Origin of the sequence: Methanolapillus millepedarum (assembly GCF_032594115.1) — an archaeon.
In the GTDB taxonomy this organism is placed as follows: Archaea; Halobacteriota; Methanosarcinia; order Methanosarcinales; family Methanosarcinaceae; genus Methanolapillus; species Methanolapillus millepedarum.
Map to the genome: position 1 here is coordinate 170,683 of NZ_CP131060.1, position 20,956 is coordinate 191,638.

Below are 20,956 nucleotides of genomic sequence, written 5' to 3' on the forward strand. Positions count from 1 at the left end.
CGTAAAACGTTTGATTTTTCGGATTCGCATTTTTAAAAAAACGGTTCGTTGTTTGTCTGACGCTCAAAGAAAATGTGTTGCTGTAATGCGCGCGCCGCCGCCCGCCAAAAAGGGTTATTCGTTTCAGTTTTTACACTGAATGCAAAGCGTATTTTTACAAGCTTCGTTATCCACTTTCCACTTGTGTCCCCAGTTTTTGAGCACCTGGACGACTTCAACCAACTCTTTTCCGCTGTCGGTTAACGTGTATTCGCATTTGACCGGAAAAGAAGATGAATCAATTCTTTTTTCAATCAAACCTTCGCTTTCCATTTCTTTAAGCCGCATGGAAAGTGTTTTCGGAGTGATGTCGCACAGACAGTTTTTGAGTTCGTTGAACCTTTTGTCGCACATGTTTCCTTTGTATAATTCGTGAAGAATACAAAGTGTCCACTTCTTACCGACCAGATCCGTCACTTTGTAAATGGTACAATCTTTCATAAGTATCCGATTAGATACTATCTACTATTTAAATAAATATCTTCCTACTATTGACTATCAAAAAGATAGCATTTCTTCCAAGAATTATCTTTTTGTGAAAAACAAAAAAAGTAAAAACAAAACAACCAAAACAACCAACCCAAAATAAAACCAAGAATTAAAAAAATTTGATAAATATAAAACCTAAAACCTAAAAAATCTCTGAAAATAGTATGTTTTTTACATATTATTTTCAAAGACGAAAATAATTTGCTTTCAAACGAACTTTAAAATCGGCCAAACGGATTTCTTTCATTCATCTGCTCTCCGTTTGGCATTTCGTTTGCATTTGATATACGGGAGTGAATTTTAATGTTTTGCTATCAGTGCGAAGAAACAATAAACGGAACCGGTTGTACGACCGGCGGCGCTTGCGGTAAAAAAGAAGATGTTGCGGTGCTTCAAGACAAGTTGATTTACGCTTTAAAAGGCTATGCTTTTTGCAATATGAAAGCTCGTGAAAAAAACAACGACGATAAAACCTTTGGTCCTTTTGTCATGGAAGCGCTTTTTTCAACGTTGACCAACGTCAATTTTGACGAAGATTATTTTAAGAAGACAATTGCAGAAGCGATTCAGCGGCGTGACGCCGTCTGCCAAAAAGTCTGCGGAAAAAGCGGGTGCTCTTCCGTTTTGGCCGGCGTTTCTCAAAAAATGGCTGACGCCGCCACAATTTCCTATGACCAATTAATGGCCAAGGATCCGGCTGAAGTGGGTGTTTTGTCAACTGCCAATGCAGATGTCCGCTCTCTTCGAGAAACGCTCGTTTACGGATTAAAAGGCCTTGCTGCCTATGGAACTCATGCTTACATCTTGGATTCCGAGAACGATGATGTTTACATGTTTATTGAAAAAGCACTGGTTTCCACATTTGACGACACACTTTCCGTGGATCAAATGGTCGGCCTTCTCTTGGAATGCGGCAGCTGCGGTGTTACAGTCATGTCCATGCTGGATGCCGCCAATACCGGCGCTTACGGAAACCCTGTTCCGACCGCCGTCAAAACAGGTGTCGGCAAAAATCCGGGAATTCTGATCAGCGGTCACGATTTGAAAGACATGGAAATGCTTCTTGAACAAACGAAAGGATCCGGCGTTGATGTCTACACACACGGTGAAATGCTTCCGGCACATGCTTATCCGGCCTTTCAAAAATATGAAAACCTTGTCGGCAACTATGGAAATGCCTGGTGGATGCAAAAGGACGAATTTGAAAAATTCAACGGTCCGATTCTGATGACCACCAACTGTCTGGTTCCGCCAAAAGAATCCTATGCGGGCAGATTATTCACGACCAACATGGTTGGTTTCTCCGATAAAAAGACCGGTCTTAAAATCAAAAGCATTCCGCTAAAGGCGGATGGTACGAAGGATTTTTCCGAAATCATCGCGCTTGCCAAAAAATGTCCGGCGCCGACACCTCTTGAGGATGGAACCGTCATGACCGGATTTGCCCACAACGCAACGCTCAGCGTCGCTGATAAAGTGATTGACGCCGTCAAAGGCGGGCAAATCAAAAAGTTCGTCGTCATGGCCGGTTGCGACGGCCGCCACAAAGAGCGGGTTTATTACACCGAATTTGCGCAAGCGCTTCCGAAAGACACGGTCATTTTAACAGCCGGGTGCGCCAAGTACCGGTACAACAAATTGGATTTGGGCGACATCGGCGGCATCCCCCGCGTTTTGGACGCCGGCCAATGCAATGATTGTTATTCTTTAGTGGTTATCGCGTTGGAATTGGCCAAAGCGTTCGGCCTTGAAAGCGTGAATGATTTACCGGTCGTTTACAACATCGCCTGGTACGAACAAAAGGCTTGCCTGGTTCTCCTGGCGCTTTTGTCCCTCAACGTTCAAAACATTGTTCTCGGACCGGTCTTGCCGGCTTGCGTTTCTCCGAACGTTTTGGATGTTTTGATTAAAACGTTTAACATCAGCAAGAATTCGGATGTTGACGCCGATATAAAGCGTTTGATCACCCTTTAATTTGAGATGAACGAAAAACAGGAATCAACTAATATTCAGCGGCGACTTAACGCATCGTTGAAGTCGTTGATTCCTTTTTTTATTTCTCCATTTAACGTCGAAATAAGAAATGAAGGAGAGAAGAGAGAAGAGCGAATAAAGAAAAAGAAAACATAAAAGAAAAATAAAAAAGGAAATGAATGGACTGATCGGGAATTGAACCCGAGGCCTCTACCATGCCAAGGTAGCGATCTTCCGCTGATCTATCAGCCCAAATGATTTTTGAACAAAATAATCCTTACCGCTTTGGTTCTTGTGAACCTATGGCGTCGGATATGAACTAACGCAAATTTGGTATAAATATTTGTCGATATGACGGGCGGTGGTTTGAGGTTTTGAAAAACGAAAAGACCGAAAATGGCAAAACCTTTAAATATCAAAATATGTATTTAGAGGAATGTTGTCTTGCGGCAACAAAAACCAAATCACAAAGCACATTTTGATTTTTCGTTTTAAAATTGAAATAATATTGAGATAAAAATCATCTTCAATTTTAATTTTGCTTTTCTGTTTTTTGGTTCAACAATCAATTGGGCCCGTAGCTTAGCTTGGTGGAGCGTACGGCTGATAACCGTAAGGCCCTGCGTTCGAATCGCAGCGGGCCCACCACACCCTTTTTTGAACAATTCTATTCTGTTTGTTTCGTTTTTGGCATTTATTTGATTTTTTTGAAATTAAAGACATTTTTATTTTTATTTTCATTAAATCTGAATTCGTTGGAAATTCATTATTTTGAAACATCTCAAAGTATTAAAATAAATATATTTAAATAAAAGTTCTTATATATTATATTTATGTGTGAAAAACAGTTGGCAGTACTCCATTATTTGTTTATGACGGTGAATCGGCATAAAGTTGAATAATTGAAGATGAATTCATACAATCCGCTTGTTTTAAAAAAGAATCTGCTCATTTTTAAAAAAGGAAACGGCAATATTTATAAAAAATTTTATTAATATATGGAACTATAAAGCAATAAATATAAATAAAATAAAAAAATAGAATGATATGTTAATTATTCGAATATTCATTCGTTATATGAGAAAAATATTCAAATAAGCATATACACCATCTAAAAAACGGTTCAGCCTTATCGGCTGCTTGTCATGCGTAAATTCAATGTGTTATTTTGAGATGATTAATCTCCGCCATATCTTTCTGAAAGGTGGGCTGTCTGAAAGTTAACCATTATTAATAATGACAAATTGATGAATTTTAATGACAATATATTGATTGTTTTTAAAAAAAACGAAAGATATAAAAACAAATAAATAATTGTAAGGACTGCTATACAGTTATTTTTATATAAATTTAGAATGGTCCTCAATTGACATAAATAACTTACAATTATGCCTGAGGTCCTAACAAACAAAAACGAATAAAACCAAAAACGAAAACAATAACAGCACAAACAATATAGTTTGAAGCCACTAAAAAAGAGGGAACTATAAATGAACGAACAATACACAAAAGATTCTGAAATGGTAGAGTTGTTAAGAAAATTGGACATCAGCAGACCTGTCGCGAAAACGTTGGCGTGTCTTTCCGATGGCAGAGAATTAACATCCCATTCCATTGAAATGACTTCCGGGCTCAGACAACCCGAAGTCAGCATTGCCATGCGTTACTTAAAAAGCAATGATTGGATCGATATTCGTGAAGAAAAAAGAGACAACGGAAAAGGAAGACCTGTGAAGTATTACAAACTCGTTGTCCCGATGGACAGAATCATCGAAAAAATCGAAGAAAACATTATTGAGGAAAGCCGAATTATCTTGAGAAATATCGAAGAGTTAAAGAAAATATCTTAAATTCACTTCTTTTTTTTGAATTAAAAGAGCGCCACAAATCCGAAACGGATTTGTGCTTTAACTCTTTGGTTTTTTATTTTATTTTATTTTATTTTATTTTATTTTATTTTTCTATTGGCCGGTTTATTTTCAATTTTTAACTTGATTTTTTGTTTTGCGATTATTTTTATTTACTTGTTCATATTTTTAAATTTTTATTTATTTAAATCGCAGTTAATTCGTCAATGATTGAATCGGTGCCGGAATGCGTCCGCCCCGTTTAATAAATTCTTCCGAACTGAACCGGGAAACTTTCATGACCGGCGCGCGTCCCAAAAGCCCGCCGAATTCAACCGAGTCACCGACAACTTTTCCGGGCGCCGGAATTATCCGAACCGCCGTTGTTTTTTTGTTAATCATGCCGATGGCCATTTCGTCCGCGATAATCGCTGAAATCGTTGCCGCGCTGGTATTTCCCGGAACGGCGATCATGTCAAGGCCGACCGAACAAACGCAGGTCATTGCTTCCAATTTCTCAAGAGACAAGGCGCCGCAATTGACTGCCTCAATCATTCCGGCGTCTTCGCTGACCGGAATAAAAGCGCCGGAAAGCCCGCCGACAGACGATGACGCCATAGCGCCGCCTTTTTTGACGGCGTCATTCAAAAGAGCCAGCGCCGCCGTTGTACCGTGCGTACCGCAGCGTTCAAGTCCCATTGCCTCCAAAATTTCGGCAACACTGTCGCCGACGGCCGGTGTCGGCGCCAAAGAAATGTCAACGACGCCGAACTCCACATCCAGCCGCCGCGAAACTTCACGAGCTGCCATCTCTCCCATGCGTGTGATTTTAAACGCCGTTTTCTTGATTTCTTCGGCAATGTCGCCAAATGTCGGATTTGAAAGCCGCCGGAGTGCGGAATTCACGACACCCGGACCGCTGACGCCGGCATTGATGACACATTCAGCTTCGCCGATGCCGTGAAACGCGCCGGCCATAAACGGATTGTCGTCGGGCGCGTTTGCAAAAACCACCAACTTCGCGCAGCCGATCCCATCTCTGTGAGCTGTTTTTTCAGCCGCCTGCTTGACAATTTTTCCCATGAGGGCAACGGCATCCATATTAATTCCGGCTTTCGTACTTGCCAAATTGATGGAAGAGCAAACCTTATCGGTGACCGCTAATGCCTCCGGGATGGCGGAAATCAGCCGCATGTCGCCGTTTGTCATGCCTTTTTGAACCAACGCGCCAAACCCGCCGATAAAATCAATGCCGACATCCTTGGCCGCTTTGTCCATCGTCTTCGCGATTTCAACATAAGTGGAAACATCGGTTCCTTTACACGACTCGGCAACGATTGAAATTGGCGTCACTGATATTCTTTTGTTGATGATCGGAATCCCGTATAAATTTTCCACATCGACAACCGTTTTAACCAAATCTTCGGCTTTGGAGATGATTTTTTCATAAATATTTTGATTGAAAACATCCGCGTCCGGATGCGCGCAGTCACGCAAGCTGATGCCCATCGTAATCGTTCGTATGTCCAAATTTTCCATCCGAACCATGTCGATGGTTTGCATAATTTCTTCGGAAGTAATGTACATGGTAAGCCTCCGGATTTCAAATGCGGTGCATAAACCGGAAAACATCCTCGTGCTGCACGCGAATCTCGACTTTAAATTGGTCGCCGACTTCGGTCATTTTGCGCTGAAAATCCGACAGAACAAAGTTTTCATTCTTGACTTCGCCGATCATCAGCATCGTAAAAATGTCTTCCATGAGCGTTTGCCGAATGTCAACAATGTTGACACCAAAATCCGACATCACTTTTGTGACACCGGCGACGATACCGACCGTGTCCACACCGATTACCGTAATTACATACCGATCTGTTTTCATAATATCTCTTCCGATTATGATTTCAATAATTTAAGTGAAAGTAAAAACTAAGCACATTCAATCCTTTTAAAGTATATATCCGTTTTTGAGTGACGGCTTGGATTAAAAACAAATGAAGAGGAAAAACAATCCGAATAATTGTTATTCTTCCGGCATTCTATTTTTTGGATCCTCTCCATATTGATTGGGTCCTTTTGTTCCATCAATGACAAACAAAATCAGTTCCATAAGCGTCGGAATAAAGGCCAAAATGGGAATAATATGAAGGATTAAAAGTAAAGCGACCCACCCCGGCAAATTCAAATCATGAAGACGGCGTGCTGTTTGAAAGAAAATAAACATAAAAATCCAAATTGATGCAAACATTAAAGCAAGTCCGATTATGACGCTCACGACACTCACAATATCCATCCCTATTCCCGACAAGATGTTAGACAGCAAATCATAAACAAAGAGAATAAAAATCAGGAAGAATAGATAGAAAATTCCGAGAATCATGACTATGATGTATGGCCTTCGGTTGAGACGTCCTTCCGGTGATGAATTCTCTCGGAAAAGACGAACAGGATGAATATTTTTCCGTTTCAGGAAATAAATAATGCCCGCGATAATCAAAATAACGGCGACAACCATCGCAAGAAGAGTCAGATGATAAATCATCATATCCGTTTGTGTAAACGTCGTCAAGTAAGAAGCGTCCGCCGGAGTTGGTTGTTGTGCAAAAACAGGAAGCTGGTAATTTTCAAAATCCGGGCCATTGTTTCCGGTATTGTTACTGTTTACGACATCTTCACCATTTCCGGCATCGTCCCCGTTGATCCAAATCGATGTGTTCCACCCTTCCCAAACGCCGTTCGGAAATGTGTCCCAAATGTCGTCCGCTGACTTTTTTGGAATATTGAGTTCATACGGGAAATACAGGATGGATTTTCCATTGATGGTCATGCCGCCCCACGCCGAACAATTTTCAACATTGTTTCCCTGATACCCGGATTGGTATCCGTTACCAATGACGCTTCCGGCGTTTCCCGGATTAAAATACGGATTAGATGTGCTGGGTTCCGAATTGAAAAATATGTCGAAAGATTGAGGGGAATTCTCATTGAAATTGACAAAACCGTTCAAAGCAACACTGTCTTTTAAAGTGCCGCCGTTCAGCCCGACCAAGCCGCCGGCATATGACTGATAAGACGTGACATTTCCGACGGCATAACAGTTTACAATGTATCCATGAGAATCACCGGCAAGCCCCCCAACATGGCCGTCTCCTGTTACGGAACCGGTTGCGTAACAGTTACTGATTGATCCCCCGTCATTATAGCCGCAAAGGCCGCCGATATTATTGCCCCACCAGCTCCACTTTGACGAACCTGTCCAAACCGATTCAACGGAAGCCGTCGAAAAACTGTTTTGAATTGAACCGGCATTGCGGCCGACAAGACCGCCGCCTTCTCTTTCAATGACAATAACTTGACCGGAGGAAGAACAATTCATCATCGAACCATAATTCGTACCAACCAGCCCGCCGACAGAGTGATTCGCATAAACGGAAGCATTGATAACAGAACAATTCGAAATCGTGCCGTTATTGGTGGCCGCTAAGGCACCGCCGGTCGCATAATTTCCGGAAATTTGAATGTTTGCCAGCGTCAAATCAAAAACGTAGCCGTCTGAGCCGATAAATTTGAATAAACCGGCGTTCCATGATTCCGGCGGCGTGTCCGGGAGAGAAACAGTCAGATTTCGAATCGTCCGGGTGTTCCCGTTCAATGTTCCGGAGAACGGTTCACGCACGGACTCATATGTTTCCAAGTCGTATTGTATGTTGCCGATCGGTTCCCAATTTGAAAAACCCGAACCTGAAAAATCCAAATCATTCATTAAAATGTAATGGGCCGACAAATTGTCACGCATTTCGTTCAGTTCCGAAATGGTTGTGATTTGAAACGGGTCGGACGCTGTTCCGGTTCCGGCACCGGAAAAGGCGGCAGCGGGAGAACAGAATACGATTGCTGCGATCAAAAGAAACAAAATTAAAAAAGCAAGTTTTCGGATATTTTTTGACATATTGAATAAAAAAGAATTTAAATTATTTGAATGTATTGACAGTTCAAAATTTTAAATATTATTGAAAAAATAAAAATGTTAAAATAAAGATAGATGAATGGAATGAAAAATAGAAAAATCAACTTGATGAGACCGCCACGTCAAAAGCCGTCTGAATCAAACGAAGCCAAGTGTTTAAGGCCGAACGCAGGGAAATGACGTCATCGCTTTGAATGTTCAAAACCAAGCGGTTTTCATCCACTTTGAGAGAAATGGCAGACCGGTCCGAAATCGGATCGCCGGCTTCGGGAAGAAGGCTTTGATAAATTTCAAGAATTAAATTTAAGTCGTCCGACTCAAAGAAAAATTCGGCTTCGGCTTTCATGACGCGTCCTCTGAATAGCTATCGTTGGTGTTGATTCTGTCGCCACTGTTTTCATGACCATCGCCGTCGGCTTTTACGCTTTTTACATAAAGCCGCATGAAAATACGTCCGTTGGATGAAAAATCCAAGCGGTCATCATAAATCTCAAGTTTTCGGACAAAAGCCGCGTTTTTTTCTTTGGCGGTCAAAACTTTTCCGTCTGTTTTCAGAGTTTCTTTTTTGACCGGACTTGATTTTAATTTCGATACGGAACTCCCGGAAACAGTTTCTCCGGCGCCGCCGAGCAAAAACTCGTTCAGCAATCGAAAAACGGCGGAGCTTTCCGTTCCGCAAAAAATGTGGCGGCCGAAGTGAATATCATCTTGAGGGACCGGTTCCGGATAACTTTCCGAAATATAAACCGACAGGAAGGTTTTTCCGGATTCGTCATAAAAAGACAAGCTGCCGGGGTTTCCATGAAATTCGCCGACAACGAGGAGGATTCCGCCCGATCCGTTTTCCAAAACATCCGAAAAACTCATTTTACCGCGGGTCATGTAAGCCGCGTCAAAGAACAGAGCCAGCTTCTTGCACAATATTTTTGTCTTTTGAGACGGTTTTCGGGAAGATGTCAGAAGCATCATAAAATCCTCAAAAATTAAAAATGATCGGATGAAACAAATGAAAGCAACACCGGGGCTGATCTCAAATACAGAATGCAAAAGAGCGGCATGAAGCACGAAAATATGAAATTGAATCAAAAATTCAATTCCTAAAGGCGGATAACTTGATTTTATTGTTATCTGGCTTCGATTTTCTTCCGGGTGGTCGGACGTCTTTTCACAAGAATCCGGTGGCCGCAATAAGAACAGCGAACGCCTGAATTCTCATAGTCAATATCAATCTCTCTTTTACATTGGGTACAATAGTAAGACATATTCACCCTCCTTTAACGGTTTCTTTGAAACAATTTAAAAAAGAACAAACAAAAAATAAAGAAAAGGAAAAGACGAACAGCCGTTCATCTTCTTTATTTCTATTACTCTTCAACATCCTCTTCGTCAAGGAAAGCGTAGTGGTATTTTGAAGAACTGTCAGAGAGCGCGTTTTTCATGGTGTTTTGGAAAGTTTTTCCAACGCTGGTCTGAGGAATAAATGTGCCGCCGGCAAATTTATAACCGCATTTTCGGCATTCCCAAATACCGGTTCCGATTCTTCTGACGGACGGGAGGTCGCATTTGGCGCAGGTGTGCGCCGCGTGGGTCCGAATTTCAAGGTCGGCAACCAACTTTCTGTCTTTTCTGCCGTATCTCACACCAAATCTGCCTGCAGATCTGGAAACTTTTCCTTTTCTGACATTTTTCTTAACTGCCATAATTTCACCAATAAAATGAATTCAAATAAATTTGTCAATGTAAACGTAAAATCGTTGTCGTTATAATAAATTGATACTATTTATAACCGAGCAGATTCAACTCCTTACAGAGAGATTGAATAAATATCTTTCCCTTAACTCAGCCGCCTTGTCCCGCCCGAGGTTGACCATTTCAAAAACTTTCTCCGGGGTCAAAGCTTCCGACCCGCTCTTCTGCATACCGGAAAGCGCGCCTTCCTTGTTGGTAATTACAGTCAGTTTCGTTCCGCACACCATTTCTTCATCCAAAGCCGGGTCCAGCATCAACTGGCCGCCGATATTGACAACGGTGACGCCGACCGGATAATCTTGCATCGGAAGCGGCATTGAGGGGAATCCGTTGGCTTCATCCGCCGGGACGGTGGTCGTCATCAGCGCCGCAATCGCACCGAGACAGGACGCATCGACAATGTTTCCGGCATCGTTTAAAATACTGATGTCCACAAAAACCATCCACACAAGCTCGCCTTCTTTAATGCAGAGCTTGGCCAAATCAATCGAATGAGACTCGCGGACGCCGCGGTCCACAATCCGGGCCATTTCAATGGAATCCTCTTTGGGCGGACCCGGCTCAAAGTCCGGTGAAGCGAGCGGATTCATTTCCATGCCGGTCATAATGATGCCCATATTCGGGTCGTCCGGAAACGGCGTTCCTTTTTGAAGTTTAATGCCGACAAGCACTTTTGTCTCTCCGAATTTGACGTAAGCGGAACCTTCGGCTTTGTCAATCACATTCGTCTTGACGGAAACGTTGCGCATCTCAAAAAAGTCGCGGCCATCGGCACGCTTGCCTTCAATGACTAAATTATGAATAAAATCTTTCTTTAAAGCGGAAATCACTTCGTTGCTCATGAAAATCACTGCTCCTCTTCATCGTTTTCGGATTGGCAAGATGCCCGGTCTTTGTTATCTTCACCGCTCAAATCGTCGGCCGCCTCATCCAAGTCAATCGCATCCATATCGTCATCGATGATTTCAATGACATCAATTTCATCGTCAAATTCAGCCACAATGTCGATCTCGTCGTCGCTTTCAATAATGAAAATGTCGGCGTCTTCTTCATCGTCATAATCATCATTTAAGTCCCCGCAAGTACAAGCGCAGGCGTCTGTATCCTCCATCATGTCTCCGACGATGCCTTCGACAAATTCGTTTAAACTGTCATCATTTTCAAAAAGGCCGGACGCTAAGTCGATCTCACCGGCTTCCAGAGATTCCTCATATTTTTTGATTAATTCGGAAACACCTTTCGCCAGGCGCTCGGAAACGTTGTTGACAAATTCTTCAATGTCTTCGTCCGACAGGACCACATCATCATCAAATTCAACTTCTGCGTCTTCTTCAATTTCCACGACGCCTTCAACCACTTCGTCAAAGTTGCCGTCCGCCGCAAACTTTTCCATCAAAGCAGCTTTTTGAATCTCAAGGACCTGGCGGCATCCTTTTTGAACAAGCGCCATCGCTTCTTCAAATTCGCTTGGGGACAGGTGACCGTCCATTTGAACCAATGTAATTTTTCCGTCTTCCGTCATCGCAATCGGCAAATCCGCTTCGCCGTAGTTGTCTTCCGGTTTGTTCAAATCCAAAACAATTTTACCGCCGACTTTTCCGACAGCGCAGGCGGAGACCAGTCCGCGGATCGGAATTCCGGCGTCAACGAGCGCCAAAGACGCGGCGTTAATGGCGGCTGTCCGGGTTCCGGCGTCCGCTTGAAGAACTTCGACAAAAATATCAATCGCCGCTTTCGGGTAAGCGTCGCTGATAATCACCGGCTCAAACGCTTCGCGGCTGACTTTTGAGATTTCGCTGCTCCGGCGGCTCGGACCCGGACGGGCCCGGTCTTCGACGGAGAAAGATTGCATGTTGTAACGGTAACGAATAATCGCTTGTCCCGCGCGTTGCGTCCGCTTCGGGTGAGCTTCTCTGGGGCCGTATACCGCGGCCAAAACTTTGTTGGCGCCCCATTCCAAATAACAGGAACCGTTGGCACGTGAAAGAACACCGATTTTAATTTTCATCGGGCGGATCTCATCCGGTTTTCTTCCGTCTGTCCTCAGACCATTCTCATCGAAGAAAACCACATCATTCTGATTTGAGCTCATTTGACTATCTCCAGTTGCATAGATAACATTGAATTTTGAATTTAAATGTATGGATGCCGACAATTTCTATTAAAATGCAAATTTGCGCATTTTAGAACTTTTCATCGGGCTTTAGTTTTGATTTTTTTAAAGATGTCGTTTTCGGCCGCTTGGCACGAACCGTTCCGTTCCCGGATTCCGTATCGGCCGATTTTTCAACTTTGGGACGGGCAACTCTTTTCGGTTCGGATTTTGACGCATTTACCGGTATTTTGGAGGATGGCGTCTCTTCACCGTCGTCCGGTTTATTTCCTATGCCGTCAGCTTCTTCTTTCTCCTCAACAGGTTTTGCTTTAACCGCCTTTCCGACCGCTTTGGGCCGCTTGGGTTTTAAAGCGGTTGGTGTCGGTTTTTTGGGTTTTTGAGAACTGTTTTCATGATCCGGTCCGGCTTCGTCAACATGTGTTTCCGCATTCAAACTATCTTTTTCAACGGAATCGGTAGAATTGCCGCAACCTCTGTCGCAATCGGATACGCTGCCGCACGCATTCTCATTTCCAAGAAGAGCATATTGTTCGTCAATAAACGCGGCGACCAAATCCGTGAGGCCGGACAGCTTGGCGTCTCTTTCAATTTTAGCAAGAGCTTGTGTGAGAATTTGCATGTCTTCGGACGAACCGTTCATCCAAATGCGGCCGTTGTTTCCGACAAAGATTTCACAGCCGGTTTTGGATTTCAACATCGAAATCATGGAACCGGAACGGCCGATGACGCGCGACACCTTGGATATCGGAATGTCGTAAATGCGTCCGGTTTTTAATTTTTTACAAACCGGATCGCCTTTGTATGTTAATTCAATTTTCATTTCGGCGTTGACGTCGATCACTTTTAACAAAACGGTGTCGCCGACATTGAAGTGCTGGTCCATTTCTTCGGACGGCACCCGGACCGGATATTCCGAAACGTGCAAAAGTCCTTCATAGGGACATCCGATATCAAAAATCCAGTTGGAGGGCGTGACAACGGTCACGTATCCGATCACAAGATCGTATCTTTTCGGCATGTACGGACCTGAAAAGGGAAGAACGGAAATTTTGTCCTTATCGGACACAAAACCGCAAACGGACGCATAAACTTTTCCACCGGACACATATGTTCCAAAACCGGCTTTTGCCGGGGTGGATGACAATAATTCTCCGGGTATGACTATTCTTTTCGTATCCATTGGCATCCTCTGAAAAATTCATTCATTGAATTTTATTGATTTGATTCTGTTGACTCTAAACTTTACCCTTTACGTTCTTATCTTTTTTAAGTCTATTCACTCGACAATAACAAAAAGAGGAAAAGAAAAAATCAAATCAAAAAATAATTAAAAATTTAAGTTTTAAACATTTGAACCGGAATCATCAATCCTTTCCGGGCGAATCGTCTTTAAGAAGCTTTGTTTCCGCTTCCCCTTTCGTGAAATGGTTGAGCATGGCATAAAAATCGGTTTGCATGCCGGCCGGAATCCGAACCACCGCAATCCAAGACCCGTCTTTTTGCCATTCGTTTTTTACCATTTTGCCAAACCCGGAAACTTCGCCATAAGCGCGCGGCGCGTAAAGAGCCGGAATTCTCACGGCAACGTTGACTTCTTCAAACCGGATCGGAATGAGCGGCCGGATGGCTTTCATGGTGATGTTAACAAGCTCGTCAACGCTTTTCATCGGGTCGATGTTCACCTTGGCTTCTTCCATCGCGATTTCAATGCGTTGCGGCGGATGCGGTGCCATTGTCTGCGGGTTGATCGCGTTTTGAGCGATAAACGTCACGACCAGTCTTCTCTTTTCTTCAAGGAAACGCTTACGCTGTTCTTTCGTCAGCTGGATTTCGCCTTCTTTTAAGATGTGTTTGGCAATTTCAAGTACATCGTCCGTGTGAAAGACAGAAACCAAATCCGATTCCGCGATACGTTCACCGCCGCGCGCGTCTTCAAAAATGCCTTCAACCGCCAAAACCTTGGAAATATCCACCGGCTCCCCGCGTTTAAAAGCAAGACCCAATTCCGGGTCCACTAAAATTTCAAACTCTTTGCTTCCTTTTTTTAATCGAGCCGTGACGGCATCATCTAACGAAACCATAAAATCAACTCCTTCCGAAGACGATTTTGGACAGATTCACTCGTTTAACTTTTAATTAAAAATTAAAATTTATTAAATATTTATCATTAAATATCGCTGTCTTCATCCGCATCTGTTTTCTTTTTGCAGGACTTCTCTGCATCCTCTTTATCATCGTTTTTCGGATATTTCTCATAAATCTTGTCCGCAAACCGGGTTACTTCATCCGCGGTCAGTTTTCGGAATTTTTCAAACGGTACGGCGATCAGACCGACTTCTAACGTCATCGGGTCAAATTTGCCATCCGCCGCTTTGTAAAGCGCTTCGATTCCGAGGAAAATCGCATCGTTCAGATCCATATTTTCGTCATATTGCGCTTCAAACATTTCGATGACCGGAACTCTTCCGGCGCCGATCGCTGTTGCTTTGTATTCCAAAAGCGCGCCGCTCGGGTCGGTTTCAAAAAGACGGGGTTTGTTGTCTTCGACGCCGGCAATCAAAAGAGACGTGCCGTAAGGACGTGTGCCGCCGTATTGGGTAAATGTTTGTTTGTGGTCACAGATTTTTTTGGAAATCACTTCGACGCCGATCGGTTCGTCATAAGAGACGCGATTGATTTGGGCTTCCACACGGGCACGATCAATGAGCGCGCGTGCGTCGGCGACAAGTCCTGAAGTTGCGGCGCCGATGTGGTCGTCGACTTGGAAAATCTTTTCGATGGAAGCCGCTTCGATAAGGCGGCTTGAGACGCGTTTGTCCACCAATAAAACAACCCCGGTCTTCACTTTTAAGCCGACTGCTGTTGTTCCGCGTTTGACAGCTTCTCTTGCGTATTCTACTTGGTACAACCGTCCGTCCGGACTGAAAACGGTACTGGCGCGGTCATACATTTGGGGTGCCATTTCTCTCATAATTTATTCTCCTGAGTTTTGGATTCTTTTGTAAGCCGAATGTATTTGAATTTTATTATATGATTCTATTCAAACAGAATGAATGATTTAGAAAATGTTTGTATTTATAAACTGTGATATAAAACAAGATGATGTAAATAAATGACATCTGAAAACAGAAGCGTTCATCAAAGATCGAGTTATTCTTTTTTTCCAAAAAATTGAGTCGTTGCGCCTTTAACTGTTCCTGAAACGCCCGCCGTGTGAACAACCGCCTTTCGGTTATCCAGGACGGAAATAAAAGTCAGCACCGCAATTGCTTTTGAGACCGCGGTATGATGGCATTTGACAATCCCTTGGCCGTTTTCAAAACCGTAAACGGAGATTCCGGCCGCTGCAAAACCGGCGTCGCCGAGAAGAGATGTCCCGGTTGAGGACACGGCCGCAATAAACGCTTCCCGAGATACGTCCGTCGCGCCGAGGACAACGACGGCAATGTAGCGTTTTCTGAGGCGAAGAGTCGGAAGAAGCGGTTCCATAAAAAACTATCCTGATGATTAAAAATTTTTAATTAGTCAGCGTTATCGTCTATTTCAACGCCGTTTGAAAGTTTTTGGCCGGACAATATTTTTTGCCGTTCCTCAATGATTTTTTTCGGGAACTCAAAAACAGCTTTTTGAGCGTCCGCCTGCGAAAGTCCCAAAAGTTCTCCAAAAGCGATGAGCTCGTAGGAATCCCGCAAATCATAAACGGATTTCGCGCCGCTTGAAATCAGGATTGGAACATCGTATTTTTGAAGAATCGGTATCATGTCGAAAACGCCGGCGAACAGCCGGCTGCGGCGAAAACCGCGCGTTTGAAGGAACGGAAACAAATCAAATCCGAAAGCGACATGATTGTCAGCGGCAAGTTTGGCAACAATATGATTGATTTGACCGATTGCGGTATTATAGTTGCCGTTCGGGTATCCCTTGTCCCGGATGGAAATTGAAATCGGGTTGATCAGGTCAACATGTGCGGATTCGACCGCTGACCGAATCATTTTTTCATCGGCCGAACGAACCGACAAAAAATCGGCTTTTTTTCGGGATTTTTGAATATGAGACGTTAAGTCACCGGACGGCGTGATTTCGACGCCGGAATAAAATGATATATTTGTGTCCGGTTTTTGAATCTTTAAGTTTGAATTTCCGGGTTCTGCCGGCATGGAAATGACCAAATCGGACAAACGGAATTTTTCAAACAAGGAAACAAATGAGCCGTTATCTGAAGCAGACGGCGCGCAGACGGGTGAAAAAAACGCGGCCGATTCGTTCGATTCGTCGAAAAGTGAGGAGGAGACAAAATCAAAACACCGGAATTTTGCCGAATCAGCCAAACAATTCCTCCACAATAAGTCCGGCTTTTTCCCAGCATTTGGGATAGGTTTCAATTTTGATTTTCACAAAAATCGCGTCGGAAGAATCCGTCAAACGCAGACGGCCAAGCGCTGCATCTTGTTTGGAAAATCGCATGTAAAAATTGAGGTCGTCGTCCAGCCGCTCGGGCATTTGAGAACGGAGAAGTTCACGGTCTTCCTCTGTGATGTTTTCTTGGAATAATTTAGAAAATTTCATGCAGGAACTGTTTCGTTTCAGTTCGGCCGTCGTCACCGACATCGGGTTTCCGAAGTGGCCTTCAACGGAGATGGTTTCCACTAATTCGGATAAATTGTCTTTCGGGGAAAGACACGGAAGCAAAAAAAAATCCAGAGCCGCAAGGACTCCGGACAAATCTTCTGTCGCGTGCGTAATCACGCGAAAATGGATATAGTGAATCACTTTCCTCTGTTCCTGTTGGCGCGAAGGCTCGGTCTGTTCTTTTCAGAACCGTTGCCGCGAATCATCAAACCGCGTCCTTTCTTGCCGGCGCTGGTCAGACCGCGCTGGGCTCTGCCACGGTTGGCACCCTTGCAAATCCAGTTGAGATTTTTGTCGCTTTGGATGACCGGGTGGTTCGGGTCAACGAGGATAACTTCGTACCATTTGAATTTTCCGTCTTCACCGACCCAATAGGAGTTCAAAACTTCCATGTTCGGATATTTGCGGCCGGCACGTTCTTCGCAGATTCTCTGGATGCTTTTTCCGGCGGTAATCTTGTTCATGCCCATGTTGTGCGTGCGTCTTCCGCGGATGTATCTCGCGTGGCGGAGACCTCCTCTTCTGACTTTCACACGGACGATAACGATTCCCTGCTTCGCTTTGTATCCAAGGGAGCGTGCACGGTCGATTCTTGTCGGGCGTTCGACTCTGGTCACAGAGCCTGAGCGTCTCCACACTTGGAGGCGTTCCCATCTGAGTTCGTCAACGTAAGTTTCTTCCGGTTTTTTCCAGGCGTCTCTCACGTATCCGTAAAAAGATTTTACCAATTTGTTTCACCATTTTATTTCTCGTTTCACGGTTCAGCCAACTGATAATCGGCCACATTCCAACGGGACGTATCCCGAAATGAAACAGGAGTCAAATAATTGCGTCATTGCATTTAAAGGTTTTTAAATAAAAAATAAAATGAAAAAAATCAAAAATAAAATTTTGAAAAAGATTCAAAATTAAAGCCGTTGATAAAAGAAGTAAACCGTTATATCTTCAGAGACATTCTCAACTCTAAATGTGTCGCCATTGGTCATATCCAAACCATCCGGTTTCAAACCAACCCCTCTTAATTGATAGCCAGGTACTATACAGGCAAAGACAGAAATGTTGCCGCCCTCATAAGTCATGAGTGTTTCCGAAGCGATTGGGGCCCTTGTGTCTGTATCGAAGAATTGAGCCGTAACGTAATGCATTTTGGGAGTCCACTTTGCTGTTAATGTGACATCTTTGTCCGGCATTGAAAAAGTTTGATCGGGCGGATAGGTTGTTGTGCCGTCTGACCACCCTTGGAAAATATATCCGAAACTGGATGGCGCCTCCGCCACCGTCACAACCGTTCCGAAACCAACCGGACTTGAGAGAGGATCCGGCATTCCGGTGGCGGAAACCGGAACTGGCGGATTATTCTCCGGACCGTTTCCCGGAACATATGTCAGCGTATGGAGATTGGGAACCCACTGTGCCGTTAAAATGACGTCGGCATTCGGCATTTCAAAAGCATCAACTTCTCCGGCGGAATAGATATGCGTTCCATCCGACCAACCGGAAAAGGCATAACCGGTCCGGCTCGGCGCCGGAGCCGTTGAAACATTTGTTCCGAATTCAACCGGGGTTGAGGCCGGAGAAGGCATACCGGAAACCGGGTCGGATGTTCCGGGCTCGTAAGTCAGCTGATAACTGTTCACGGTCCACAGCGCTGTTAAAGTAACATCGTTTTTTGGCATTTCAAAAGCATCAGCTTCTCCGGCGGAATAGGTATCTGTTCCGTCCGACCAGCCGGAAAAGGTATAACCGGTCCGGCTCGGCGCCGAGACCGTTGAAACATTTGTTCCGAATTCAACCGGGGTTGAGGCCGGAGAAGGCATACCGGAAACCGGGTCGGATGTTCCGGGTTCATAAGTCAACTGATAACTGTTCACGGTCCACAGCGCTGTTAAAGTGACGTTGGAATCCGGCATTTCAAACGCGTCTACTTGTCTGGCCGGATATGTTTGAGTTCCGTCCGACCAGCCTGAAAACATGTAATCGCTTCTGGTCGGCGCGTCGGCAACCGTTACCGGCACACCTGAGGGAAGAGACTTTGAACTCGGGGTTGGCATCCCGAAAACAGGGTCCGATGTTCCCGAAAGGTACTGTAGTATATAATTTATTTCGGAAGAATTGTTTCCACCGGTGCTTTTATTTTCGACAACCGGAGTGCCGGTGTTTCCGTCATATCCTTTGGAAACGTAACCGGTTTCTGAATTACTGGGGGAACAAGAACAGCAGGAATAGGTGGACTGATTTTCCTGATTTAAATCGTAATAACTGAGAAGGCTGAGGAGCAACAAGAGCAGTAAAATAAAAAGAATGCGTTTTCTTTTTTTGCGGTAACTATTTTCAGATTCATAAGCCATATTTAAATCGTCCGAAGAAAAGGAATCTATATAAATTTGAAATTTTTGAAATTATTTAATTCGTAATTATTATGATTAAACAAGTTTTATGACTAAACTAATAGTTTTTGTATATATATTTATTTGAATATAACAAAAATATATTATAAAAATAATTATTTATAAAAATTAAAAAATGATACAAAGAGATACGAGATAAAGAAAAAATTGAATTCGTCATGTTTCCACTGTTTTAAGAAAACATATAAAAGTGAAAGGCACTTATAGCATGCTTTGTGATTTCATTGGAAAGCCGAAAAATAACCGTCGAGATTGACCAAAACGGACAAAAAACCGAACGGGACATTGAGATTTTAAAAAATGAAACCTATGAGAGTTTGCTCAAAAAATTAAACATTAACGAGGAAACTGTTTTGGTTTTTAACAATAAAAAGCCGGTACCGTATGATGATGTCATCGAGAGCGGGAAAATTCAAATTTTAAAAGTTGTTTTTGATCAATAATCAAACATAAATCAAACATACTCATATAATTCAATGGGAAGATAAAATGCTGAGCGCGGTCGGATGGTTTGTTCTGGCGTATTTTTTCATCATCTTTGCCGTTGCGGTTGGTGCAGTTCTTTTGCTGATAAAAGTGTACAATGACCGTGTCAAAGACAAAGAGGAAGAGAAATACAAAAACATTAAAAAATGAAATCGGATTTAACAAAAGATCCGGACAAAAGAAAAACATCAGAAAAAACAAAAAAATAGGGAAAAACAAAAACATAGGGAAAAACAAAAACATAGGGAAAAAGGAACGAAAGACATGTTAACCACAACTCAAGATAATTTTTCAAATTATGAAATTCAAGAAGTCGTCGGCATCGCCCGTGGGAATACCGTCCGCGCGCGCCACATCGGGAAAGATATTGTGGCAGGATTTCGGAATATGGTCGGCGGCGAAATTTACGAATACACGAAAATGCTTGCCGAAGCCCGCGAACAGGCTTATGACCGGATGATTGAGGATGCCAAAAGCATGGGCGCCGATGCTGTTGTTTGTTTCCGGTTTCAAACGTCAACCATTATGCAAGCATGCGAAATCTTGTGTTACGGAACAGCCGTGAAACTGAAAAATGACGATAAGGGACACCATAGGGAATAAACCCGCATTGGCTCGGTAGATTTTATGACAAATTCTGAAAACAGGAATGAACTCCGGAAAGTCGATGAGACGAAGGAAAAATTGGTTTTCATTTACGCATTAGACGGCGGTGCGGTGAATAAAACGACGCACTTTTTCAAAAGAATCGTTTCGCCTTCCAAAATCGAATGCCCGCTTTACGGTCTCACGCACGACGCCAAAGGAATCAAGCCGGAAGTTTTGGATTTCATGAAACGGTTTGGCGTCCCGTATGAAATTCTGTATCAAAACGAATTCATTCAAAAGTATGAAGGCTTTGAAATTTTCGGAAAATTCAAAATCGAAGAAGCCAGTTTTCCGTCGGTTTACATCATTCTCGGGGACGAAAGAGCTGAGCGCGACATTTATGAATTGATTCGGCCGACATATTTCCAAAAATGTGAAAGCCTCTCTTGTTTCGGGAAAGTTTTGAAGCGGAAATACGCTCAATTCCATGAGCTTGGGCCTGAGGAATTCCGGGTTCAAAACAGAAAAACACAAGATTTTGAAGCGGACGAAGACGCCGAAAAGAAACAAAAAATCGAAAAGGCGCATGAAAAAATCGTCGAGATGGAAAAACAAAAAGAGACGAAAGAATAAAAAATCGAAATCAAAGAGTTCGATTGATGGG

Annotated in this window: 24 protein-coding genes and 2 tRNA genes; 7 read left to right on the plus strand and 19 right to left on the minus strand. The window is 43.4% G+C overall.

The window, feature by feature from the left end:
* Positions 1-123: 123 nt before the first annotated feature.
* A complete protein-coding gene (locus tag MsAc7_RS00800) occupies positions 124-480 on the minus strand; it encodes a winged helix-turn-helix transcriptional regulator (protein ID WP_338102713.1) in 357 nt (118 codons plus the stop codon).
* Positions 481-831: 351 nt separating this feature from the next.
* On the opposite strand from MsAc7_RS00800, the gene hcp reads away from it, so the two are divergent.
* Positions 832-2,502, plus strand: coding sequence for a hydroxylamine reductase (gene hcp / locus MsAc7_RS00805; protein ID WP_338102714.1), 1,671 nt, complete (start codon positions 832-834; stop codon positions 2,500-2,502).
* 180 nt (positions 2,503-2,682) lie between these two features.
* On the opposite strand, the gene MsAc7_RS00810 is transcribed toward hcp, so the two are convergent.
* A tRNA-Ala gene (locus MsAc7_RS00810) sits at positions 2,683-2,754 on the minus strand.
* 319 nt (positions 2,755-3,073) lie between these two features.
* Between MsAc7_RS00810 and MsAc7_RS00815 the strand changes: the two genes are divergently transcribed.
* Together MsAc7_RS00815 and MsAc7_RS00820 are read left to right on the plus strand one after the other, a co-directional pair.
* Positions 3,074-3,150, plus strand: a tRNA-Ile gene (locus tag MsAc7_RS00815).
* Between the two features lie 842 nt (positions 3,151-3,992).
* Positions 3,993-4,352, plus strand: coding sequence for an MreA family transcriptional regulator (locus MsAc7_RS00820; RefSeq protein ID WP_338102715.1), 360 nt, complete (start codon positions 3,993-3,995; stop codon positions 4,350-4,352).
* A gap of 213 nt (positions 4,353-4,565) precedes the next feature.
* Here MsAc7_RS00820 and MsAc7_RS00825 read toward each other — a convergent pair whose 3' ends face one another.
* From MsAc7_RS00825 to MsAc7_RS00905, 17 genes are all read right to left on the minus strand, one after another.
* Positions 4,566-5,936 (minus strand): PFL family protein, encoded by a 1,371-nt coding sequence (locus MsAc7_RS00825; protein ID WP_338102716.1) that lies wholly within the window; start codon positions 5,934-5,936, stop codon positions 4,566-4,568.
* A gap of 16 nt (positions 5,937-5,952) precedes the next feature.
* Positions 5,953-6,231: an ACT domain-containing protein gene (locus MsAc7_RS00830; protein WP_338102717.1), complete on the minus strand. Its 279-nt coding sequence runs from the start codon at positions 6,229-6,231 to the stop codon at positions 5,953-5,955.
* A 141-nt stretch (positions 6,232-6,372) separates the two neighbouring features.
* Positions 6,373-8,253, minus strand: coding sequence for a DUF805 domain-containing protein (locus tag MsAc7_RS00835; protein ID WP_338102718.1), 1,881 nt, complete (start codon positions 8,251-8,253; stop codon positions 6,373-6,375).
* Between the two features lie 163 nt (positions 8,254-8,416).
* Positions 8,417-8,662 (minus strand): KEOPS complex subunit Pcc1, encoded by a 246-nt coding sequence (locus MsAc7_RS00840; RefSeq protein WP_338102719.1) that lies wholly within the window; start codon positions 8,660-8,662, stop codon positions 8,417-8,419.
* A complete protein-coding gene (locus MsAc7_RS00845) occupies positions 8,659-9,285 on the minus strand; it encodes a hypothetical protein (protein WP_338102720.1) in 627 nt (208 codons plus the stop codon). Before MsAc7_RS00845 ends, MsAc7_RS00840 begins: the two co-directional genes overlap by 4 nt.
* Positions 9,286-9,440: 155 nt before the next feature.
* A complete protein-coding gene (locus MsAc7_RS00850; RefSeq protein WP_338102721.1) occupies positions 9,441-9,578 on the minus strand; it encodes a DNA-directed RNA polymerase subunit P in 138 nt (45 codons plus the stop codon).
* A 102-nt stretch (positions 9,579-9,680) separates the two neighbouring features.
* Complete coding sequence (locus tag MsAc7_RS00855; protein ID WP_338102722.1) at positions 9,681-10,016, minus strand: 50S ribosomal protein L37ae; 336 nt, start codon at positions 10,014-10,016, stop codon at positions 9,681-9,683.
* A 96-nt stretch (positions 10,017-10,112) separates the two neighbouring features.
* Positions 10,113-10,907 (minus strand): exosome complex protein Rrp42, encoded by a 795-nt coding sequence (rrp42, locus tag MsAc7_RS00860; RefSeq protein ID WP_420847454.1) that lies wholly within the window; start codon positions 10,905-10,907, stop codon positions 10,113-10,115.
* A 5-nt stretch (positions 10,908-10,912) separates the two neighbouring features.
* Entirely contained in the window at positions 10,913-12,157 is a 1,245-nt protein-coding gene (gene rrp41, locus MsAc7_RS00865) for an exosome complex exonuclease Rrp41 (RefSeq protein WP_338102723.1), read from the minus strand.
* A gap of 91 nt (positions 12,158-12,248) precedes the next feature.
* Positions 12,249-13,361, minus strand: coding sequence for an exosome complex RNA-binding protein Rrp4 (gene rrp4, locus MsAc7_RS00870; RefSeq protein ID WP_338102724.1), 1,113 nt, complete (start codon positions 13,359-13,361; stop codon positions 12,249-12,251).
* A gap of 184 nt (positions 13,362-13,545) precedes the next feature.
* Complete coding sequence (locus MsAc7_RS00875) at positions 13,546-14,262, minus strand: ribosome assembly factor SBDS (protein ID WP_338102725.1); 717 nt, start codon at positions 14,260-14,262, stop codon at positions 13,546-13,548.
* Positions 14,263-14,348: 86 nt separating this feature from the next.
* A complete protein-coding gene (psmA, locus tag MsAc7_RS00880; RefSeq protein WP_338102726.1) occupies positions 14,349-15,152 on the minus strand; it encodes an archaeal proteasome endopeptidase complex subunit alpha in 804 nt (267 codons plus the stop codon).
* 179 nt (positions 15,153-15,331) lie between these two features.
* Positions 15,332-15,670 carry an Rpp14/Pop5 family protein gene (locus MsAc7_RS00885; protein ID WP_338102727.1) on the minus strand — a complete coding sequence of 113 codons (339 nt, stop codon included), beginning with the start codon at positions 15,668-15,670 and terminating at the stop codon, positions 15,332-15,334.
* 32 nt (positions 15,671-15,702) lie between these two features.
* Positions 15,703-16,509 carry an RNase P subunit p30 family protein gene (locus tag MsAc7_RS00890; RefSeq protein ID WP_338102728.1) on the minus strand — a complete coding sequence of 269 codons (807 nt, stop codon included), beginning with the start codon at positions 16,507-16,509 and terminating at the stop codon, positions 15,703-15,705.
* Positions 16,502-16,951, minus strand: a complete 450-nt coding sequence (locus tag MsAc7_RS00895) for an RNA-binding domain-containing protein (RefSeq protein WP_338102729.1) — start codon at positions 16,949-16,951, stop codon at positions 16,502-16,504. The genes MsAc7_RS00890 and MsAc7_RS00895 overlap by 8 nt, the downstream gene beginning before the upstream one ends.
* Positions 16,948-17,538, minus strand: coding sequence for a 50S ribosomal protein L15e (locus MsAc7_RS00900; protein WP_338102730.1), 591 nt, complete (start codon positions 17,536-17,538; stop codon positions 16,948-16,950). Before MsAc7_RS00900 ends, MsAc7_RS00895 begins: the two co-directional genes overlap by 4 nt.
* Positions 17,539-17,718: 180 nt before the next feature.
* Positions 17,719-19,158, minus strand: coding sequence for an InlB B-repeat-containing protein (locus MsAc7_RS00905; protein ID WP_338102731.1), 1,440 nt, complete (start codon positions 19,156-19,158; stop codon positions 17,719-17,721).
* Between the two features lie 284 nt (positions 19,159-19,442).
* On the opposite strand from MsAc7_RS00905, the gene MsAc7_RS00910 reads away from it, so the two are divergent.
* The 4 genes from MsAc7_RS00910 (at position 19,443) to MsAc7_RS00925 (ending at position 20,925) form a co-directional block, all read left to right on the plus strand.
* Positions 19,443-19,661 carry a hypothetical protein gene (locus MsAc7_RS00910; RefSeq protein WP_338102732.1) on the plus strand — a complete coding sequence of 73 codons (219 nt, stop codon included), beginning with the start codon at positions 19,443-19,445 and terminating at the stop codon, positions 19,659-19,661.
* A 46-nt stretch (positions 19,662-19,707) separates the two neighbouring features.
* The gene (locus MsAc7_RS00915) at positions 19,708-19,854 is read left to right on the plus strand and encodes a hypothetical protein (RefSeq protein ID WP_338102733.1); all 147 of its coding nucleotides are present in this window, start codon (positions 19,708-19,710) and stop codon (positions 19,852-19,854) included.
* Between the two features lie 114 nt (positions 19,855-19,968).
* Complete coding sequence (locus tag MsAc7_RS00920) at positions 19,969-20,307, plus strand: YbjQ family protein (protein ID WP_338102734.1); 339 nt, start codon at positions 19,969-19,971, stop codon at positions 20,305-20,307.
* A gap of 24 nt (positions 20,308-20,331) precedes the next feature.
* On the plus strand, positions 20,332-20,925 hold the full coding sequence (locus MsAc7_RS00925; protein WP_338102735.1) for a hypothetical protein: 594 nt from the start codon (positions 20,332-20,334) through the stop codon (positions 20,923-20,925).
* Positions 20,926-20,956 lie beyond the last annotated feature (31 nt).

Excerpts from the sequence above, each read along its gene's own strand:
- psmA (WP_338102726.1), bottom strand. The coding sequence starts at position 15,152 with ATGAGAGAAATGGCACCCCAAATGTATGACCGCGCCAGTACCGTTTTC.
- MsAc7_RS00855 (WP_338102722.1), bottom strand. The coding sequence starts at position 10,016 with ATGGCAGTTAAGAAAAATGTCAGAAAAGGAAAAGTTTCCAGATCTGCA.
- MsAc7_RS00850 (WP_338102721.1), bottom strand. The coding sequence starts at position 9,578 with ATGTCTTACTATTGTACCCAATGTAAAAGAGAGATTGATATTGACTAT.
- MsAc7_RS00885 (WP_338102727.1), bottom strand. The coding sequence starts at position 15,670 with ATGGAACCGCTTCTTCCGACTCTTCGCCTCAGAAAACGCTACATTGCC.
- MsAc7_RS00830 (WP_338102717.1), bottom strand. The coding sequence starts at position 6,231 with ATGAAAACAGATCGGTATGTAATTACGGTAATCGGTGTGGACACGGTC.
- MsAc7_RS00925 (WP_338102735.1), top strand. The coding sequence starts at position 20,332 with ATGACAAATTCTGAAAACAGGAATGAACTCCGGAAAGTCGATGAGACG.
- MsAc7_RS00905 (WP_338102731.1), bottom strand. The coding sequence starts at position 19,158 with ATGGCTTATGAATCTGAAAATAGTTACCGCAAAAAAAGAAAACGCATT.
- MsAc7_RS00840 (WP_338102719.1), bottom strand. The coding sequence starts at position 8,662 with ATGAAAGCCGAAGCCGAATTTTTCTTTGAGTCGGACGACTTAAATTTA.
- hcp (WP_338102714.1), top strand. The coding sequence starts at position 832 with ATGTTTTGCTATCAGTGCGAAGAAACAATAAACGGAACCGGTTGTACG.
- MsAc7_RS00845 (WP_338102720.1), bottom strand. The coding sequence starts at position 9,285 with ATGATGCTTCTGACATCTTCCCGAAAACCGTCTCAAAAGACAAAAATA.
- MsAc7_RS00800 (WP_338102713.1), bottom strand. The coding sequence starts at position 480 with ATGAAAGATTGTACCATTTACAAAGTGACGGATCTGGTCGGTAAGAAG.
- MsAc7_RS00915 (WP_338102733.1), top strand. The coding sequence starts at position 19,708 with ATGCTGAGCGCGGTCGGATGGTTTGTTCTGGCGTATTTTTTCATCATC.
- rrp41 (WP_338102723.1), bottom strand. The coding sequence starts at position 12,157 with ATGAGCTCAAATCAGAATGATGTGGTTTTCTTCGATGAGAATGGTCTG.
- MsAc7_RS00920 (WP_338102734.1), top strand. The coding sequence starts at position 19,969 with ATGTTAACCACAACTCAAGATAATTTTTCAAATTATGAAATTCAAGAA.
- MsAc7_RS00825 (WP_338102716.1), bottom strand. The coding sequence starts at position 5,936 with ATGTACATTACTTCCGAAGAAATTATGCAAACCATCGACATGGTTCGG.
- rrp4 (WP_338102724.1), bottom strand. The coding sequence starts at position 13,361 with ATGGATACGAAAAGAATAGTCATACCCGGAGAATTATTGTCATCCACC.
- rrp42 (WP_420847454.1), bottom strand. The coding sequence starts at position 10,907 with ATGAGCAACGAAGTGATTTCCGCTTTAAAGAAAGATTTTATTCATAAT.
- MsAc7_RS00875 (WP_338102725.1), bottom strand. The coding sequence starts at position 14,262 with ATGGTTTCGTTAGATGATGCCGTCACGGCTCGATTAAAAAAAGGAAGC.
- MsAc7_RS00820 (WP_338102715.1), top strand. The coding sequence starts at position 3,993 with ATGAACGAACAATACACAAAAGATTCTGAAATGGTAGAGTTGTTAAGA.